Source organism: Rhodococcus sp. 7Tela_A2 (genome assembly GCF_049311045.1).
GTDB lineage: Bacteria > Actinomycetota > Actinomycetes > Mycobacteriales > Mycobacteriaceae > Rhodococcus.
In genome coordinates, this window is the sequence record NZ_JAXION010000013.1 from 1 (window position 1) to 17,454 (window position 17,454).

General features: G+C 66.7%; 19 protein-coding genes. 12 read left to right on the forward strand and 7 right to left on the reverse strand.

What is annotated here, in order from left to right:
• Positions 1 to 95 precede the first annotated feature (95 nt).
• From TVH25_RS04255 to TVH25_RS04265, 3 genes are all read left to right on the forward strand, one after another.
• Positions 96 to 1,196, forward strand: a complete 1,101-nt coding sequence (locus TVH25_RS04255) for a DUF475 domain-containing protein (RefSeq protein WP_169623014.1) — start codon at positions 96 to 98, stop codon at positions 1,194 to 1,196.
• A gap of 123 nt (positions 1,197 to 1,319) precedes the next feature.
• Positions 1,320 to 1,976 (forward strand): TerD family protein, encoded by a 657-nt coding sequence (locus TVH25_RS04260; RefSeq protein ID WP_169623013.1) that lies wholly within the window; start codon positions 1,320 to 1,322, stop codon positions 1,974 to 1,976.
• A 191-nt stretch (positions 1,977 to 2,167) separates the two neighbouring features.
• Positions 2,168 to 4,540: an FdhF/YdeP family oxidoreductase gene (locus TVH25_RS04265; protein ID WP_169623012.1), complete on the forward strand. Its 2,373-nt coding sequence runs from the start codon at positions 2,168 to 2,170 to the stop codon at positions 4,538 to 4,540.
• Between the two features lie 19 nt (positions 4,541 to 4,559).
• On the opposite strand, the gene TVH25_RS04270 is transcribed toward TVH25_RS04265, so the two are convergent.
• Positions 4,560 to 5,549, reverse strand: coding sequence for an MBL fold metallo-hydrolase (locus TVH25_RS04270; protein ID WP_422423429.1), 990 nt, complete (start codon positions 5,547 to 5,549; stop codon positions 4,560 to 4,562).
• 226 nt (positions 5,550 to 5,775) lie between these two features.
• Between TVH25_RS04270 and TVH25_RS04275 the strand changes: the two genes are divergently transcribed.
• From TVH25_RS04275 to TVH25_RS04295, 5 genes are all read left to right on the forward strand, one after another.
• Entirely contained in the window at positions 5,776 to 6,255 is a 480-nt protein-coding gene (locus TVH25_RS04275; RefSeq protein ID WP_422423430.1) for a TspO/MBR family protein, read from the forward strand.
• 66 nt (positions 6,256 to 6,321) lie between these two features.
• On the forward strand, positions 6,322 to 6,504 hold the full coding sequence (locus TVH25_RS04280) for a hypothetical protein (RefSeq protein WP_072700725.1): 183 nt from the start codon (positions 6,322 to 6,324) through the stop codon (positions 6,502 to 6,504).
• 106 nt (positions 6,505 to 6,610) lie between these two features.
• The gene (locus tag TVH25_RS04285) at positions 6,611 to 7,147 is read left to right on the forward strand and encodes a DinB family protein (protein WP_296550367.1); all 537 of its coding nucleotides are present in this window, start codon (positions 6,611 to 6,613) and stop codon (positions 7,145 to 7,147) included.
• 34 nt (positions 7,148 to 7,181) lie between these two features.
• On the forward strand, positions 7,182 to 8,528 hold the full coding sequence (locus tag TVH25_RS04290; RefSeq protein WP_422423431.1) for a phosphotransferase family protein: 1,347 nt from the start codon (positions 7,182 to 7,184) through the stop codon (positions 8,526 to 8,528).
• A 101-nt stretch (positions 8,529 to 8,629) separates the two neighbouring features.
• Positions 8,630 to 9,037 (forward strand): PPOX class F420-dependent oxidoreductase, encoded by a 408-nt coding sequence (locus TVH25_RS04295; RefSeq protein ID WP_169623007.1) that lies wholly within the window; start codon positions 8,630 to 8,632, stop codon positions 9,035 to 9,037.
• 45 nt (positions 9,038 to 9,082) lie between these two features.
• On the opposite strand, the gene TVH25_RS04300 is transcribed toward TVH25_RS04295, so the two are convergent.
• A complete protein-coding gene (locus TVH25_RS04300; RefSeq protein ID WP_169652844.1) occupies positions 9,083 to 9,757 on the reverse strand; it encodes an excalibur calcium-binding domain-containing protein in 675 nt (224 codons plus the stop codon).
• An 86-nt stretch (positions 9,758 to 9,843) separates the two neighbouring features.
• Positions 9,844 to 10,431, reverse strand: coding sequence for an HdeD family acid-resistance protein (locus TVH25_RS04305; protein WP_169623004.1), 588 nt, complete (start codon positions 10,429 to 10,431; stop codon positions 9,844 to 9,846).
• 214 nt (positions 10,432 to 10,645) lie between these two features.
• Here TVH25_RS04305 and TVH25_RS04310 point away from each other — a divergent pair, with 214 nt between their 5' ends.
• Positions 10,646 to 11,125, forward strand: a complete 480-nt coding sequence (locus tag TVH25_RS04310; protein WP_169652845.1) for a hypothetical protein — start codon at positions 10,646 to 10,648, stop codon at positions 11,123 to 11,125.
• A 49-nt stretch (positions 11,126 to 11,174) separates the two neighbouring features.
• On the opposite strand, the gene TVH25_RS04315 is transcribed toward TVH25_RS04310, so the two are convergent.
• Positions 11,175 to 11,687, reverse strand: a complete 513-nt coding sequence (locus TVH25_RS04315) for a MarR family winged helix-turn-helix transcriptional regulator (RefSeq protein WP_169652846.1) — start codon at positions 11,685 to 11,687, stop codon at positions 11,175 to 11,177.
• A gap of 70 nt (positions 11,688 to 11,757) precedes the next feature.
• Between TVH25_RS04315 and TVH25_RS04320 the strand changes: the two genes are divergently transcribed.
• On the forward strand, positions 11,758 to 13,167 hold the full coding sequence (locus TVH25_RS04320; RefSeq protein ID WP_422423432.1) for an FUSC family protein: 1,410 nt from the start codon (positions 11,758 to 11,760) through the stop codon (positions 13,165 to 13,167).
• Here the strand turns inward: TVH25_RS04320 and TVH25_RS04325 are convergent, their stop codons facing one another.
• Positions 13,168 to 13,563, reverse strand: coding sequence for a histone-like nucleoid-structuring protein Lsr2 (locus TVH25_RS04325; RefSeq protein ID WP_169652848.1), 396 nt, complete (start codon positions 13,561 to 13,563; stop codon positions 13,168 to 13,170).
• Positions 13,564 to 13,601: 38 nt separating this feature from the next.
• Positions 13,602 to 14,696, reverse strand: coding sequence for a nucleoside hydrolase (locus TVH25_RS04330; RefSeq protein ID WP_422423433.1), 1,095 nt, complete (start codon positions 14,694 to 14,696; stop codon positions 13,602 to 13,604).
• Positions 14,697 to 14,766: 70 nt separating this feature from the next.
• Between TVH25_RS04330 and TVH25_RS04335 the strand changes: the two genes are divergently transcribed.
• Both TVH25_RS04335 and TVH25_RS04340 read left to right on the forward strand, forming a co-directional pair.
• Entirely contained in the window at positions 14,767 to 15,567 is an 801-nt protein-coding gene (locus tag TVH25_RS04335) for an acyl-CoA thioesterase domain-containing protein (protein ID WP_169622918.1), read from the forward strand.
• Positions 15,568 to 15,717: 150 nt separating this feature from the next.
• Entirely contained in the window at positions 15,718 to 16,569 is an 852-nt protein-coding gene (locus TVH25_RS04340; protein WP_422423434.1) for a DUF5995 family protein, read from the forward strand.
• 34 nt (positions 16,570 to 16,603) lie between these two features.
• Here TVH25_RS04340 and TVH25_RS04345 read toward each other — a convergent pair whose 3' ends face one another.
• Positions 16,604 to 17,344: a M50 family metallopeptidase gene (locus TVH25_RS04345; protein ID WP_169652850.1), complete on the reverse strand. Its 741-nt coding sequence runs from the start codon at positions 17,342 to 17,344 to the stop codon at positions 16,604 to 16,606.
• Positions 17,345 to 17,454: the final 110 nt, after the last annotated feature.

The following is a 17,454-nucleotide window of genomic DNA, read 5'->3' on the forward strand; positions in this document are numbered from 1 at the left end:
GGTCCCGGCCGTGCCGGGGCCGGATCGACGCTCTCCGGAGCCTGCAGTAACCACCCTGCACCGCCCCTGACTTCTACTCAGAAAGGCCACGCTTCGTGGTTCTGCGAATATTCGGCCCGTCGCTGGCCGTCACCGTCATCTCTCTTGTGGTGGCGTTTCTCTACGGTGGCCCCCAGGCTCTGTTCCTCTGTGTGATCCTCGGCATCCTCGAAGTCTCGCTCTCGTTCGACAACGCGGTCATCAACGCGACCGTCCTGCGCCGGATGAGCGAGTTCTGGCAGAAGATCTTCCTCACCGTCGGCATCCTCATCGCCGTCTTCGGCATGCGTCTGGTGTTCCCGCTGCTCATCGTGTGGGTGGCATCCGGGCTCGGTCCGATCGCGGCACTCGATCTTGCGCTCAATCCGCCGGCGGACGGGGCCGCATACTTCCCCGACGGCAGCGCGAGCTACGAGACGCTGATCACCGACGCGCACCCCCAGATCGCTGCGTTCGGCGGCATGTTCCTGCTGATGCTGTTCCTGCACTTCATGCTCGAAGAGCGTGAGATCAAGTGGCTGAAGTGGCTCGAAGTTCCGCTCGCGAAGGCCGGCAAGCTCGACCAGCTCGAGGTTGTCGTCGCCACCGCACTGCTGCTGATCACCGCCACCGTCATCGCACCCGACGACAAGGTGTCGACGGTGATGATCGCCGGTGCGCTCGGCATGATCACCTACATCGCGGTCAACGGTCTCGGCGAGATGTTCCATGTCCCGGAAGAAGACGAAGTACCCACCGGTGGGCCGAGCGGACTGGCCAAGGCCACCGGTAAGGCCGGGTTCTTCCTGTTCCTCTACCTCGAGGTCCTCGACGCTTCGTTCTCGTTCGACGGCGTCATCGGGGCGTTCGCGATCACGTCCGACCCGATCATCATCGCCCTGGGTCTGGGCTTCATCGGCGCGATGTTCGTCCGATCCATCACCATCTACCTCGTCCGCAAGGGCACGCTGAACGATTACGTGTATCTCGAGCACGGCGCCCACTGGGCGATCGGCGCACTCGCGTTGATCCTGCTGTACTCGATCGGCACGCACGTTCCCGAGGTGATCACCGGCCTGGTCGGTATCGCCCTGATCGGCGCAGCCTTCGCTTCGAGCGTCTACCGCAATCGCAACAACGCCAAGAAGGCGGACGCGGACGAAATAGTGTCCGCCTGAGCAGTCCGACAGTGAGTTCGACAGCGAAGGGAGCCTCCGACCCGGATTTCGGGAAGAGGGCTCCCTTCGCTGTTTCGTACCCCCAGTGCAGTCCGCACACCGCAGTTCCGACGAAAGGTAATCGTGGCCATCGACTACAGCAAGAAGCCTGAACAGAATTCGGGCGTCAACCTCAGCAAGATCAACCTCACGAAAGAGTCCCCGACGGTCAGCCTGTCCAAGGGCGGGTCCGCTCGGGGCGTCACGCGCGTCAACCTCGACTGGTCGCGCGGGGAGCAGAAGAAGGGCTTCCTCGCCAAGCTGACCGGCGCGAGCAACGGTGTCGACCTCGACCTCGGCTGCCTCTTCGAGCTTGCCGACGGGTCCAAGGGTGTCATCCAGGCTCTCGGCAACAGCTTCGGAGCGCTGAACACGCCGCCGTACATCCACCTCGACGGTGACGACCGCACCGGTTCGGTGGCGGGTGGCGAGAACATGCACATCAACCTCGAACGCCCCGAACTCTTCAAGCGCGTGCTGATCTTCGCGATGATCTACCAGGGCGCGCCCAACTGGGCCGCGGTCGACGGCGTGGTCACGCTGTCCCCGCCGTCCGGACCGCAGATCGAGGTCCGCCTCGATTCCCCCAACAACGGGGCACGCATCTGCGCCATCGCGATGATCGAGAACACCGGTCAGGGAGTCACCGTCAACCGCCTGGTGGAGTACATCGACGGCAGTCAGTCCGACCTCGACCGCAAGTACGGGTGGGGCATGAAGTGGCAGGCCGGCCGCAAGTAGCGGACGGACGGCGCCGGGGGGGGGGGCGCGCCGCCGGGGGGGGCCGCCCCCCCCCCCCCCCCCCCCCCCCCCCCCCCCCCCCCCCCCCCCCCCCCCCCCCCCCCCCCCCCCGCGGCTCTTCGACCTCCCGGTTCTATGGGTTCTGTCACACTGGACAGAGCACAAAACGCTGCGCTGTGAGGAGTGATCTGATGCGGGACGATCAACGACGCGAGTACGACGAGCAGGACTTGCGCGTCGGAGACCACAAGAACAGTGCCGCCGGCGTCACCGGCGTTGCGGTCGCGTTGAAACGCTCGTTGCGGGAAATGGGCATAGTGCGCTCGGCCGAGACCCTTCTCCAGCTCAATCAGGAGGAGGGATTCGACTGCATGAGCTGCGCGTGGCCCGACCCGGAGCCGGGGCACCGGAAGACCGCGGAGTTCTGCGAGAACGGTGCCAAGGCGGTTGCCGAGGAGGCCACCCGCGACCGGGTCACTCCCGAGTTCTTCGCGCGGCACAGCATCGCCGATCTCTCCCAGCACAGTGAGCTCTGGCTGGGCAAGCAGGGACGCATCACGCACCCGATGGTCAAACGCCCCGGTGCCACCCATTACACACCGATCGACTGGGACGACGCCTACGCGCTCATCGGCGAGCAGCTGCGTTCACTCGACAGCCCCGACGAAGCCCTCTTCTACACCTCCGGCCGGGCCTCGAACGAGGCGGCGTTCGTGTACCAGTTGTTCGCCCGTGCATTCGGCACCAACAACCTGCCCGATTGCTCCAACATGTGCCACGAGTCCACCAGCATCGCGTTGCAGGAGTCGATCGGTATCGGCAAGGCCAGCGTCACGCTCGACGACGTCTACAACGCCGAGCTGATTATTCTCCAGGGCCAGAATCCCGGCACCAATCATCCGCGCATGCTCACCGCACTCGAAGATGCCAAGCGCAACGGAGCAAAGATCCTTGCGATCAATCCGCTCCGCGAGGCGGGCCTGGTCAACTTCCGTAATCCGCAGACCCCGCGCGGTGTCGTCGGGCACGGCACGGACCTCGCCGACCTGCACCTGCCCATCGCGGTGAACGGCGACCTCGCGTTGATGCAGGGGATCGCGTCGTTGCTCGTCGAGTGGGATGCGATCGATCACGATTTCGTGCGGGAGTACACCGACGGTTTCGAGGACTGGAAGCGGCATGTCCAGAACGTCGACTGGGACGAGGTGATCTCGGCGACCGGGCTGTCGCGGCAACTGATCACCGAGGCGGCCCAGATGCTGCGGCGGTCGAAGGCCACGGTGTTCTGCTGGGCAATGGGTGTGACGCAGCATCGCAACGCCGTGGCGACCATCAAAGAAATCTGCAATGTCGCGTTCGCACAGGGGAACATCGGCCGACGGGGTGCCGGCCTCATGCCGGTGCGCGGCCATTCCAACGTGCAGGGCGACCGCACCATGGGCATCTGGGAGCGCCCGCCGCAGCACTTCCTCGACGCGCTCGAGAAGGAGTTCGGTTTCGACCCGCCGCGCGAATACGGCTTCGACACAGTCGATTCCATCCGCGCGATGCGGGACGGCAAGGCGAAGTTCTTCCTCGGCCTCGGAGGCAACTTCGTGCAATCCGCCCCCGACACGGTGGTCACGTCCGAAGCCATGTCCGGAATCGACATGACCGTCCACATCTCCACCAAGCTCAACCGGTCTCATCTGGTGTGCGGAGATACAGCGCTCATCCTGCCGACGCTCGGACGAACCGAGAAGGACGTGCAGGCATCCGGTCACCAGTTCGTCTCCGTCGAAGACACGGAATGCTCGGTGCACGCCTCCCGTGGTCCGCTCGAACCGGCCAGTGAGCATCTCCGGTCGGAGGTCTCGATCATCACGAGCATCGCCGAGGCGACGATCGGGGACCGTTACGGCATCGACTGGAAGGCGATGCGCGACGACTACGCGAACATCCGCTCGCGGATCGCGAGGGTGGTACCCGGATGCGAGGGGTACGAGGTCAATGTCCGGCGGCCCGGCGGATTCATCCTCCCGCACCCGCCGCGAGATACACGGACTTTCCAAACCGAGACGGGGAAAGCAGAATTCGCGGTGTCCCCGATCGAGGTCGTCCAGGTGCCCCCGGGGCATCTCCTCTTGCAGACGCTGCGCAGTCACGACCAGTTCAACACCACCATCTACGGGCTGAGCGACCGCTATCGCGGTATCGAGGGCGGTCGTCGTGTGGTGTTCATGCATCGTGAGGACATCGCCGCGGCGGGGCTCGACCCGGGCGACATCGTCGACCTTTTCACCCGGTGGGACGGTGACGAGCGGGTGCGCTGCGCCCATCGGTTCCGCGTCGTCGAGTACGACGTGCCGCGCGGGTCTGCGGCGGCCTACTACCCGGAGACCAACCCGTTGGTCCCTCTCGATTCCACTGCTCTCGAAAGCAATTGCCCGACCTACAAATCGGTCGTGATTTCGATTGCGCCCACGGGCACCCGCAGCAGCGAGTGCCCCGACGTGTGCAGCACTCAGGAAGTGGGATCCGACTGGTCGCACAAGACGCGCCCCCAGCCGGAGCATCTGTCGTAACGCTGCTGCACGTGGTGGTTCAGAGAATCCCCTCGCGGAGGAGCGTCTCCGCGTCCGCGAATGCGCGGGCGCGGCGGCGGATCGCCGGGGGGCCGGGGGGATTCCCGTTCCACTGATCGAAGAGCGTGCTCAGGCTCAGTACGAGGCGTTCCGGCGACTCCCACTCGCGCCACTGCCGGAATTCCGGGCTGCGCACGAGTTCTCGTGCCGCCTGCAGAGGTGAGAGGCCGGCCCTGTGCCGGTCACGACCCGCGTCGTTCACCCACGCCCAGTAATCGCGCAGCGCCCGGATCTCGGCGTGGCCGCACAGTGGCCCGTGGCCCGGAACGTAGGTTGCGGCGTCCCACGAGATCAGTCGCTCGAGTGCGGAGAACCAGTTCTCCATCGGCCCGTGCCACAGGATCGGCGTCGAACCGATGAAGAGCAGGTCGCCTGCGAACACGACACCGGCGTCGGGAACATGGGCGACGAGATCGCCGGCGGTGTGACACGGCCCGAGCCGTTCGAGTTCTATTCGGCGGTCGCCGATGTCGATGATGTCCCGCGTGTCGAAGGTGCGGTCGGGCAGGCGTGGGGTGCGACGGGGAAAGCGAGCGCCGCCGCGCACGCGGGCAACATACGCACCTGCGGCGCCGACCGGCCCCGGCAGTGCGCCGAGCACCCCGCCGATCCCCGCCAGCGCACCGAGCGCCGCTGGTGGAAGATCCTCGTGCATGCCGGCCAGGGCGGCACGGCTCGTCGTGATCCGCGTGGACGACGGCAGGGTGTCGTTGCCCCACCAGTGGTCACCGTCGCTGTGGGTATTGACGGCCTCGGTGATCGGAGCGTGCGCCACGAGAGGTTGCTGCACCTCCGCCACGCGCTTCGCCCACGCCGTGTCCCAGACGGTGTCCACAACCATCGACGCCGTACCCGGAGCGACGATCAGCCCGGTGTTGGCCTCGCCCCAACCTCCCGACGGACGCACGAAAGCCCATACCCCGTCGCCGATCTGTGTGATTCCGCTCATCACCCGCCCCCGTCGCCGTCCCCTGCGTGCTCGCGGGGCCAGGTTACTCGCCGGGGTGCCGGGAGCGTTTCGAGGCGCGAGAGCCCGGGTAGCCGGTCGGAGCCGCGAGCCGGCCCCCGACCGACACAGAAGTCCGACCGACACAGAAGTCCGACCGACACAGAAGTCCGACCGACACAGAAGTCCGACCGACACAGAGGAATGCACTCGACAGGAGTCACCCCGCATGAAGCTCACTACCGTCCTCGCCACCGCCGCAGCGACCACTGTGACCGCGGTCGTCGGTTCCATCGCTTCCCGCGAAACGGATTCCAAGTGGTACCGCAGGCTGCGCAAGCCCGGCATCCAGCCTCCGGCTGCGGCATTCCCCGTGGTGTGGACGGCGCTCTACGCGGATATCGCGGCCACCTCGGCGGTCGCGATCGATTCGCTCACCGAACGCGGGGATCACGACGGCCGGCGCAAGTACGTCACTGCGCTCGGCGTCAACCTGGTGCTCAATGCGTCCTGGTCGTGGATGTTCTTCGCGTGGCACCGGCTCGTTCCCGCGACGCTGGTGGCCGCTGCTCTGGCCGCGAGTACGGTCGACCTCACGCGCCGGACGGCGGCGGCGAACCCGGTGGCCGGGGCGGCGCTCGCTCCCTACGCCGGCTGGACGAGTTTCGCGACTGTGCTCTCCGGCCGGATCACGCAGCTCAATCGCTGATCGCGCTCACACGCTCGGCGGACGGGCCCGCGTGAGGCGCCCGCCCGCGTGGGCGATGATGGAACCATGCTCGAAACATCGGTGATCATCGGGATCGGCTCCATCTGCATCGGCTTCGTCTTCTTTCTTCTTGCGGCGACGGGAGCACGGTCGCGCTGGGACAGGAAGGTCACGATCACGTTGTTCGTGATCGCGATCGTGTTCATGACGATCATTCCGGTGATCGGTGCGGTCGGCTTCGCCGCCTGACCACTTTTGTACCGAATCCGGCACGAGGCGCAGATCTAGGACCGAAGCCGACCGCAATCGTTTCTACCGTGACAGCATCGACGGAATCCGGAAACGAGGAGTGGTCATGAACCAGAGCACAGTCACCGGTGAACACGCGGACATCCTGGAGATGCTGGCCGAGCAGCGCGAGATGTTTCTCATCACCGTCCGCGGAATCGACGACGAGCAGGCTCGCACGCGCTCGACCGCGAGCGAGTTGACGCTGGGTGGCCTCGTCAAGCACGTCGCGAACACCGAGCGGTCCTGGATCGAGACGATTCGTGAGATGGACGAAAACGCCGAGGTCACGGACATGGATGCGCAGATGGAACAGTACTTCATGCGCGACGACGAGTCCCTCGCCGACCTGCTCGAGAACTACCGCGCGATCGCGGATGCGACGGAGGAGTACGTCGTGACTCTCGACCTGAACCGACAGGTGCCGCTTCCGATTGCTCCGTGGACGCCTACGCGGGAATGGATGAGTGCCCGCAAGATCCTCATCCACATCATTCGCGAGACCGCCCACCACAGCGGACACGCCGACATCATTCGTGAATCACTCGACGGCGCCAACACGACGCGACAGCGCGGCGAGGCCGCGGGAATGGAATTCGACTGATCGCCGCGCCCGCAGGACGACGGTTCGGTACGGGATGAGCGAGAGGTTCGAGGACGCACTGGCGGAGCGACTGTCGACGGTCCTGGGCGCGTCGTGCGTGTTCACCGGCGTCGAACGGCTCACCGGCGGGGCCAGCCGCGAGACCTGGTCGCTGACGACGAAGCCCGATCCCGCGGTGCCACCCGAACTGATCCTGCGCCGCGACCCGCCGGGCCGAGAAGATCCCGCCCGAATGTCCATGGAAGCAGCGGCTTTCGTGGAAGCGGGCAGAGCGGGAGTCCCAGTACCGGAGATCGTGGACAGCAGTGGCACCGAGCCGTTGCCGGGTATCGGATCGTACCTGGTGATGTCACGCCTGCCCGGCGAGGCGCTGCCCCAGCGTCTGCTGCGCGACGAGCGGTTCGGTTCCGTGCGACCGCGCCTACCGTACGACCTCGGGCGCGCGCTCGCCCGACTGCACCGGATGGACCCGGTGGCGGTGCCGGGCCTTCCGGACTACGACCCGATGGAGTTTCTGTTCGGCGAGTACACGCGGACCGGAGCTCCGTTGCCCGCTCTGGAGGCGGCGTTCTCCTGGCTGAGAGACAACCGGCCAACGGCCACACGGAAGTCGGTCGTGCACGGCGACTTTCGTAACGGAAATATCCTCGTCGACGAGGACGGCATCCGGGGGGTGCTGGACTGGGAGTTGGCGCACGTGGGCGACCCGATGGAAGATCTCGGCTGGCTGTGCACGAAGACATGGCGATTCGGGTCGCCGCACCCCGTCGGAGGGTTCGGGTCGCGCGACGACCTGTTTCGCGGTTACGCCGAGGAATGCGGTGTGACACCGGATCCGGATGCGGTGCGCTGGTGGGAGGTCTTCGGGTCGCTGCGGTGGGCGGTCATCTGCCGGGTGCAGGCGATGCGTGCGGGCGAGGTCGGCGACAACACCCTCGAACTGCTGGCCATCGGCCGCCGCGTCGCGGAATGCGAACACGACCTGCTGGACCTGCTCGGTGTGCCGGCGAGTGCGACCGGTGACGTCGCACAGGCCGGTGACGATCGGGCAGACGAGTTGTTCGGCACTCCCCGCATCGGCGAGTTGCTGCGGGCGGTCCAGGATTTCGTCGTCGACGCGTCAGCAGGGGCCGACCCGCGGACCGTCTATCGCTCTCGTGTCGCCGCGCATGTTCTCGGTATCGCCGCGCGCGAGTCGGAGGTCGGATACGCGGTGCGAGAACAACTTCGCGCGCGGCTAGCGGCTCTCGGCTATCGCACGGAATCGGAACTCGCACTCGGCCTGCGTGCAGGTGACGTCACTCTGGGGGACACACCGGTCGGCTGCGTCATCCGAGATCTGGCAGAAACGCGGCTGAGGGTTGCCAACCCGCGGTATTGAGCGTCGGCGCGCTGTCTTCTCGGTGCACTTCCGGCGGACGACCCGCGTGCTCGGGCATAGGCTTGTCCGGTACCGATCCTCACCTCGAGAAAGGCTCGATTGTGCCGAAGCCTCCGGTTCCTGCCGCCGTTGCCGAGTTCCTTGCCCAGCCCAATTACGCCACCATCAGCACGCTGCGGGCCGACGGGCAACCGGTGTCGGTGCCCACCTGGTACATGTACGAGAACGGTCGCATTCTCGTGAACATGGACGAGGGACGAAAGCGGCTCGAATACCTGCGCCACGACCCGCGTGTGAGCCTGTCCGCGATGGATCCCCAGGACTGGATCACCCACGTCAGCATCCAGGGCCGGGTGGTGGAATTCGTCGACGATCCGGATCTGGCCGATATCGACCGCATCTCGACGCACTACACCGGCCGCCCCTACCACCAGCGCGACAGGCGGCGGGTGAGCGCGTGGATCGAGATCGATCATTGGCACGCCTGGGGACGACTCGCGAACGCCTGACCGGTCGCTATCGGGTCGGCGGATGCCGCCTGCACCGCCAGGAGGCTACTTTTCGCAGGCGATGCCGTCCCCGTCCCTGTCCAGGTGGGCTGCATACCCGGGTTCGCCTCTACGGATGGGAGCGGCACCTGCTGCCTTTACCTCGCCGCAGTTCTTGTACGACGCACTCGGTTGCGGCGGAGGCGTGTACTCCGTCGTGGGCGGAGGTGTGTACTCCGCGGTGGGCGGAGGCGTGTATTGCGTTGCCGGGGGCGGGGTGTACGCCGGGGCAGCCGGTGGCGTGTAGTCCGTTGTCGCGCTGGTTGTCGTTTCCACCTGAGGGACCAACGGCACCGGAGCGGGAGCCTCCGAGGTCGTGGTGGGCGCCGGGGTAGTCGTCCGGAGCGTTGTCGTCGTGGTGGGTCGCGCCGTCGTTGTGGTCTGAGCTGCCGAACTGGTCGTCGTAGACACGACCGAGGTGGAATCAGGCGCCGGTTGTTCCTCGCCTACGGCTGCTCCGAGGGCCAACAGCCCCACGAACCCTGCGCCGACCACCCACGGCCACTTCCGGCGCTTCTTTTCCTCGGCCGGCGGGTTGCCCCCTGGATCGACAGAACCGAAGACCTGGGTGGGAGTATCGCTACCTTTCGGCCTGGTTTGCTCCGTCCACCGTTCACCGTCCCAATAGCGGTCGACGGACGGGTCGAAGGGGTCGGGATGCCAGCCGGCAGGAGGATTCATAGTCGATCCGTTCTGAGGAAGTGTGTTCCGTCAGAACGTCGGGGATACCGGTCGGTTTGTTACACCGCAAGCAGGAGCGCCGCCCGTCAGATGACGCCGATCCGCTTCGCGGAGTTGCGCACCTGGAACGCCATCACGATCAGCAGCGCGCCGAACAGGATCGCGTAGATGCCGACGAGGAAGATCAGGCTGAGGATGCCTTCTCCGGGGAAGATGAGAAGGATCAGGCCGAACACCACCGCGAGGACCCCGGCGATCACCGACCAGACCCACCCGGATTCCGGGACCTTCCGGAATCGAAGGCCGCCGACGATGCCGGTGATGCCGTACAGGATGGCGTAGAAGGCGACCACGTACAGCAGGGCGAGCGCGGTGATCCCGGGCCAGACGAGAGCCACGATGCCGGCGACAACCGACACGACAGCCATCGCGAGCCACCACCCCCACCCGGCGAGCGACGCGCGGTCGCGTACCGCGTGGGCACCGAGCACCACCCCGTCGACGATCGCGTAGATCGCGAAGACGATGACCAGTGCCCACACCGTGATGTTCGGCCACGCGAGCGCGACGATGCCGAAGAGCACGGCGAGAATGCCGCGGATGAGGACTACCCACCAGATTTGCTTGAACAGCGACCTGAACGGGTCGGAGGGAGAAACGGGGTTCGCGGACATGGGAACTCCTCGTGATGACACCTCGAAGTCGTGATCTTGGTGTGCTCAGAATAGGCCCGCGGCAGTGGCCGTGACCCGAAAACGGCACCGCTGCATCGCGGGGGGGGGGGGCGGCCCGTTCGCAGAAGGGTCGGTGGCATCGTGAAAACTGATGCGGCAGGATTCGCCGCCCCGACCCCCGGCGGACCTGCGACCGAAAGCGAGGCGAAGTACTGTGTGGCCCGATCATTGGCCGAAGACGACCCAGCGGATCGCGTCCGCGACCGATGCGGCTCTCGTTGCTGCGCGCGCCGGAGCGAGCGAGGTCTTCGGCGATGCACTCGACGATCTGGTCGGGCTGCCGTACGAGACGGTCACCGCGGTCCATGCCGGGATGATGCGGGAGTTGTTCGAAGAACTTCATCCCGACGGCCTGACGGGTGAGGACGTGCAGACCGTTCTCACGCGAGCCGTACGCGACGGTGTGCGATGGCTTCCGTCGATGCAGCCCGACGCGGTGGTCGCGGTGATCACCGGCGCTCTGGGGGTGCAGGACGTCGAGGCGACGGATCCTCGTATCGCGCCGGAGCAGTACCTCACCGCCGGGCTGTTGGTACTGACCGATCTGCTCGCCGCGCGGAAGGCGGCCCCCGGTCCCTGCCTGCGCCGGGCGATCGCGGAGATCGAACGGTCGGAAACGATGGAGATGCCCTGATCTCGCAGCGCCGGATGGGATCACGGCGTGCCGGCGATGCGGCTGCCGATCAGGAGAACGTCTGATCTTCGACGTTGCGTGCGATGCGCCGCAGCAGGCCCGTCAGTACCTCGAGTTCGTCCTCACTCAGCCCGTCCAGCATGAGCCGCTCGCTCTGCACCCGCCGCGGTAGTTCCGACTCGACCAGGGCACGGCCGGTATCGGTGAGGGACAACAGCACGACGCGTCCGTCCCGCTCGAGGCGAAGCCGTTCCACGAGTCCGAGTTTCGCGAGTCGCTCGGTGTGCTTGGTGGTGGACGCACCGGAAATGCCGGTGACCGAGGTGACTTCGCTGGCACGCAGCGGATGGGGGCTTCGCGCGAGCGCGCTGAGCACCTCGAATTCGGTGCGTCCGATGCCGCGCGGTTCGAGTTCCCGTTCGAGTCGGGTGAGGGCGAGTGCACCGATGCGGGTGATGCGGCCGATCACGTCGAGGGGTCGGAGATCGAGGTCGGGGTAGAGGTCTTCCCATGCGCGACGGACGCGGTCGACGTAGTCGGGGCGGTCGGAAGACGAGGGCATATGCGCATTCTAACGGCCGGAGCGAATCGCTTCGTAGATAATTTATCCCCAAAGTATTATCGTGGGGGGAATGCAGCGTTCCTCCTTCGACACGCGTGACAGTCGCGTGCAGCACTCGGTACGCGCGCTGGCCCATTCCGTCTCGCCGTCCGCTTGGCACGACGTGGTCGAAATGCGCCGCGCAGACCCGACTGTCGCGATCGCGATACGCGTCGGTCTCGCGACGCTCATCGCGCTCGTCGGTGGTGGATTGCTCGGATACAGCGAGGTCGCAGGTTTTGCGGCGCTCGGATCGCTGTGCTGTGCCTTCCTTCGCCACGAGCCGTACCCGCGGATGGCGGGAAAGCTCGCGTGTATCGGAGCGTGTGTCGTCGCATACACGTTCGCCGGTGCGGTGCTCGGCGCGCTCGGACTCTCGATATGGCTCCAGATCGCGGTGCTGTCGGTGGCGGCAGGACTGGCCTATCTATTCCTGTCCGCATTCAGGATGACGGGCCCGGGACCCGTCATCCTGATCTTCGCCGCCGCCGGCGCGGCAGGTTTCGCCCACACCGGTTCCGACGTGCGGATCGCCACCGCCGCGGCCGCGATGGGCGCACTGGTCGGCTGGATCGTCGCGCTGCTCCCGGCGCTCTGGAATCCACACGGGCCGGCGCGCGTCGCCGTCGCGCGTGCCCTCGCGGCGACCGCTGCTCTCGAGACCGAGGGTGAAGCAGCCGTGTCCGCCGCCCGCGTGGCGGCCGCGCGGGCGCGGGAAGTGATCGCGCTCGGCAGCCGCAGGGATTCACACACCGCCGAACTACTGGCACTCGTGGGCGCCGCGGAAGCAGTGATCGACAGCGGGCCACACGACACCTTCGCGGGACGCCGCGCCGACTTCGTCCGATTCGAGGCGGAACTGCGGAAGACGCGCCCCACCATCGATATTCCTCGCGAGGACATCTCGGCCGTGCCGGACCTCGAGCGCCCCCGGGGTTTCGTCCGTGAGGGAGCGCTGCTCCTGCGAGACCGGGCGCTGTTCATCGGCGCGTGCCGCGTCCTGGCAGCTTCGGCACTCGCGGGAGGCTTCGCGGCGGCCGTCGGGTTGGAGCATCCGCTGTGGGCGACGATGGGCGCGATGGCCGCCCTGCAGGGCGTCAATTACCGGCACACCGTCGCCCGTGCGATTCAACGTCTGCTCGGCAACGTCGTCGGGGCTCTCATCGCGGCGGCGGTGCTGGTACTCGATCTCGGTTATTGGCCGGTCGTAGCGGTCATCGTGCTGCTCCAGACGATCACCGAGTTGTTCGTCACCCGCAATTACGCCGTCGCAAGCATCTTCGTCACCGCAATGGCGCTGTTACTCACCGGAATCGGCGAACCACTCGGTGCCGATATCGCGCTCAGTCGAGTCGGGGACACCCTCATCGGCGTGGTGGTGGGTGTAGTCGTCGCCGCGGTGACCATCCACCGCGACGATCGACATCACCTGACTTCCTGATCAGGAGTGCGCTGCCTCGAACCGCTCGAGGATGTGCGACGGAATGCGGCCCCGCGAACTGACGTCGAACCCTTCGTTGCGGGCCCAGTGCCGGATCGCCGCCAGTTGTTCCGGGGAGCGGGTGGACGGAATGGTCTTGCGCTTGCGGGCCGCCCGTGGCCGGGACGGCTTGATCACCCGTTCCGTGACATCGGCGCGCGCGGCCGGTGTGCGTGCGCCGGGGGGCTTCTTCAGCCACGGACGTAGAACGGCCCAGAACTTGTCCGCGTTGGCCGGACGGAGGTCGATTTCGTACTCCACGTCGTCCACGGAGATCCGAAACGATTGCGCCAGACCATCGGCGATGGGTTGACCGTCGATGTCGTCGAAATACTCGACGCGCACTTTCTGCGCCACGCTATTCTCCTTGTCCCCGAAATGTTGCAAACGCGACGCTAGTTGTTACTCCCGGGTACGTACAACTCGCGCACATAAAGTGCGACTCGCTCGACGAGATGAGTGAAGAAATATTCGGGTTCCGTACCGACCACGATGTCGGCATCGGGTTCTCGTCCCCAGATTCCCGACCAGTCGGCGACCGTCGTGCCCCGAGTGATCCGCCCGTCGAGTTCGACATCGACGGTGGCGGGTCGTGTCACGAAGGGGACGGTGCCGAGTGCCACCGCCGCGGCGAACGGATCGTGCACGTGGGCGAGGTATCCCAGGTTCTGGTCTCGATGGAACTCCATGTAGAACCGCAACGCATCGGACAGGTGGCGTACGACAGGAACGGACGCCCGTGATCGCCGGCCGCGGGGATCGTCCGGCGACAAGTCTTCTCCGGGAACACGTCCCGCGAGCTCTGCGATCCGGGCGATGTGCGCGGGATGCATCTCGATCGACTCGGTCGTATCCAACGGGCAGAGCAGCGGACGCCGCTCGGGGGCGAGTCCCGCGAAGGCATCGAACACGACTTTCGCGGCCTCGGGATCGACCGCGACGTTCCACTCCGAAGTCGGCGTGGTGTTGCCCGGGTGATTGAAGCAACCTCCCATCACGACCAGTCGGCGGAGCCGGGTGAGAACACCGGGGTCGAGACGCACAGCGAGAGCGAGGTTCGTCAGCGGTCCGGTGACGAGTCCGGTCAGTTCCCCGGGCCGTTCGCGCGTGAGTTCGACCCAGGCTTCGGCAGCGGAGCGTGCCGAGGGGTCGCGCGTCGGCGCAGGCAGTTCCGCGTAACCGACACCGCGGGGGCCGTGCGTATCCTCGGTCGTCATCAACGGCGCGACGAGGGGCACCGCCGATCCCACCGCGACTTCGATATCCGGGCGGCCGCACACCTCCAGCCACGCAAGGGTATTCGTCGCCACCTGGTGCACCGGGACATTTCCCGCGGTGCACAGGACTGCGGCGATCTCCGCCTCCGGGCTCGCCAGCAGGTACAGCAGGGCGAGGGCGTCGTCGATGCCGGTGTCGACATCGACGAGCAGTGGGATCGGTGCCCGGGCCGTATCTACCTCGTGTGCGCGCACGCGCTCATCTTGGCCCATCGCTTTCGGTGCCACCTCCGGGGGCGTCCCCGGTGAACGGGCTCACACCTGTACTTGCGAGAATCCGGGAATGCCCCAACGCCCGGAACGTGGATTCTTCACCGAAGCCGACGGTATCTACACGCCGACGAAATATGCGGCCAGTCCGTGGTCGGACACCATGCTCAACGGGCCGTGTGTGAGCGGGCTGATCGCCCGGGAACTCGAGAATGCGCACGCGCCGGACGGATTCGTGCCGGCGCGCTTCACTCTCGATCTGTTCGCACCGGTCCGCAACGAGCCGATCACCTTCACCACGACCCGGGTGCGGGACGGGAACCGGATTCGGGTCGCCGACGCAAGCCTGATCCAGGGCGGGAAGGTGTCCGCACGGGCAACGGTCGTGTACCTGCGGCGGTCGGAGCAGCCTCCGGGATCGGTCTGGACCCGCGACGAGCATCCGGAGCCACCACGGGAAGTACTCGATTCCCCTCCGGCCACGGACACCTACTCCTGGTACAGCAGTGACGGGCGGTGGTCGAGGGGGCGGTCGGAACACCAGAATGCGGATCGCAAACGCCTGTGGTCGAGGCAACTCCCGGTGATCGTCGGGGAAGAACAGTCGCCCTTCGTCAACACCGCGATGGTCGGTGAGGGAACGAGTTTCGTGACCAACTGGGGCGACAAGGGTGTCGGATTCATCAACGCCGACGTGACGCTGGCGTTGTCGCGCCTCCCCGAAGGTCTCGAAGTGGGTGTGGAGGCGGACAATCACATCGGCACCGACGGGGTAGCGGTGGGCACGGCCGTGCTGTTCGACAGGCTCGGTCCGTTCGGGACCGGGGTGGTCACCGCGCTGGCCAATGCGCACCGGCAGGTCGACTTCGGCTGACCCGCTCAGCTCCGTCCGGTTCGGCGTCCGTCCCCATGATCGGGATTGCTGCCGGGCCCGTTCGGGCCGGGCGCGTTCCTCGGATCGGTGATCCGAGATCGAATAGCGGCGTTTGTCCGAAACAGGTGGACCGGGCTAGCCTTGATCCTCATGAAAAAACCGGCTGGCTTCATGGTCTCTGCGTTCACCGCTGTCACGATGGCCGTAGGTCTCCTCGTCGGTACGGCCACGTCCACTGCCCAGGCGCGCCCCGCTTCCGCCTGCGCGCCCCGCGCGGACGCCGGGGTCATGGCGGAAATAGCGGACATATCGGCACCCGAGAACAACCGGACCCTGCAGGACGCTCGCGACAACGTCACCGAGATCGCCGAGCTGTGGGGTGACGCGGGAGACCCGCGCGGCGGATTCGCGGTCGTCTACAAGGAGATCCTCGACACCACCGTCCCCTCGATCGAGCGCGGCGACTACGACGATTCGCAGTGGGCCGGGGACCTCGCCGTGGACTTCGTGCAGCGCTACCTGGCAGGCGTGCACGCGCATGCGACGGGCGAGCCGGTGCCCGCGCCGTGGGAGCTCTACTACCGGACCGCGACGGACTGCGAGCACTCCGGCGGTCGTGTGGCCACCAGCGGGATGAGCGCGCATCTGCTGCTCGACCTGCCCGCCGCGCTCGCCGCGGTCGATACCCCGGCTGAGCGGTGGGACGACTTCAACCGGTACGGCGAGGTCCTCGGCACGGCGACGCCGAACATCATCCGCGAGATCGAGGCCGACTACGGAACCGATCTCAGCGAACTCTTCTCGGTGTCGATCGTGGGCGACGTCATCGGGAGTGAGCGTGCCGCTGGAATCTTCTTCCAGACGGTGCGTGCGGTGGCATGGGCCAGCAGCCGGGCACTGATGTCCCCGGCCACGGAGGGCGCGGGCGAGGCCGCGATGTGGGCCGAGTGGCACGCCTCGGAGGTCGTTCTCGACACCGCGGAAGCCATCGGGATCTTCTGACCGGCCGAGCGCCGGCAGTGCGACCGCGGGGCGGTCACCCGAGGTGGGTCACCACGACCCGCACCGTCCCGTACACGGCGGTCCCCGCCGTGACGAGCGCGAAGATCGCGATCCAGATCCCGGCCGGTATCCGGGTGAGCCCCCGCAACTGATCGGCGTCCGAGCCGCGCCCGCGACCCTGCCGGTGGGTGCGTGCCAGTTCCAGAACCGGACGCGTCGCGCCGAGGAGCAGAATCCAGGTGATCAGATACGCGGCTGCGTAGCGGACCACGGGATCACCGAAGTAGGCGGCCGCACCGACCAGGGCGCCGGCGAGAACCACCGAGATGAACCCGTAGAGGTTGCGGATCAGCAGCAGCAGGACCGCGAGCGCTGCGAGGATCGACCACAGCACCGCGGCGGGACGATCGAGGGTCAGCAGCGTCGCGGCCGCGAAGCCCAGGACGGCGGGGCCGGTGTACCCGGCGAAGGTCGTCGCGATCATTCCGGGTCCGCGGGGGTTTCCGGAGGACACCATCACACCGGAGGTGTCGCTGTGCAGCCGGATCCCGGAGAGTTTCCGCCCGACGAGAGCGGCGACGAGCGCGTGGGAGCCCTCGTGTGCCTGCGTGATGACATGCCGGGTCTTGAGCCACAGCGGCCGCACCCACACCAGCGCAAGGGCGATGACCGCGGTACCGACCACCAGCCATGTCGGAGCCGGCTCATCGACCGTGGAGACGGCCTGCCACGCGGACTGCACCGCATTCGTGAAGGAATCGAGGGTGGACGCCACCGGTCACCTTTCCGTGTCGGGCCGCCGAGTGCGGCCCCGTCGAACTGTCGGGGAGGACGGACGCGTCATCGTACGGTGCGCGCGGAGGGCAATGCGCCCGTCGATAACCT

Coding starts and splice junctions, on each gene's coding strand:
- TVH25_RS04265 (WP_169623012.1), top strand. CDS start 2,168: ATGCGGGACGATCAACGACGCGAGTACGACGAGCAGGACTTGCGCGTC.
- TVH25_RS04270 (WP_422423429.1), bottom strand. CDS start 5,549: ATGAGCGGAATCACACAGATCGGCGACGGGGTATGGGCTTTCGTGCGT.
- TVH25_RS04275 (WP_422423430.1), top strand. CDS start 5,776: ATGAAGCTCACTACCGTCCTCGCCACCGCCGCAGCGACCACTGTGACC.
- TVH25_RS04280 (WP_072700725.1), top strand. CDS start 6,322: ATGCTCGAAACATCGGTGATCATCGGGATCGGCTCCATCTGCATCGGC.
- TVH25_RS04285 (WP_296550367.1), top strand. CDS start 6,611: ATGAACCAGAGCACAGTCACCGGTGAACACGCGGACATCCTGGAGATG.
- TVH25_RS04290 (WP_422423431.1), top strand. CDS start 7,182: ATGAGCGAGAGGTTCGAGGACGCACTGGCGGAGCGACTGTCGACGGTC.
- TVH25_RS04300 (WP_169652844.1), bottom strand. CDS start 9,757: ATGAATCCTCCTGCCGGCTGGCATCCCGACCCCTTCGACCCGTCCGTC.
- TVH25_RS04305 (WP_169623004.1), bottom strand. CDS start 10,431: ATGTCCGCGAACCCCGTTTCTCCCTCCGACCCGTTCAGGTCGCTGTTC.
- TVH25_RS04315 (WP_169652846.1), bottom strand. CDS start 11,687: ATGCCCTCGTCTTCCGACCGCCCCGACTACGTCGACCGCGTCCGTCGC.
- TVH25_RS04320 (WP_422423432.1), top strand. CDS start 11,758: ATGCAGCGTTCCTCCTTCGACACGCGTGACAGTCGCGTGCAGCACTCG.
- TVH25_RS04330 (WP_422423433.1), bottom strand. CDS start 14,696: ATGGGCCAAGATGAGCGCGTGCGCGCACACGAGGTAGATACGGCCCGG.
- TVH25_RS04335 (WP_169622918.1), top strand. CDS start 14,767: ATGCCCCAACGCCCGGAACGTGGATTCTTCACCGAAGCCGACGGTATC.
- TVH25_RS04340 (WP_422423434.1), top strand. CDS start 15,718: ATGAAAAAACCGGCTGGCTTCATGGTCTCTGCGTTCACCGCTGTCACG.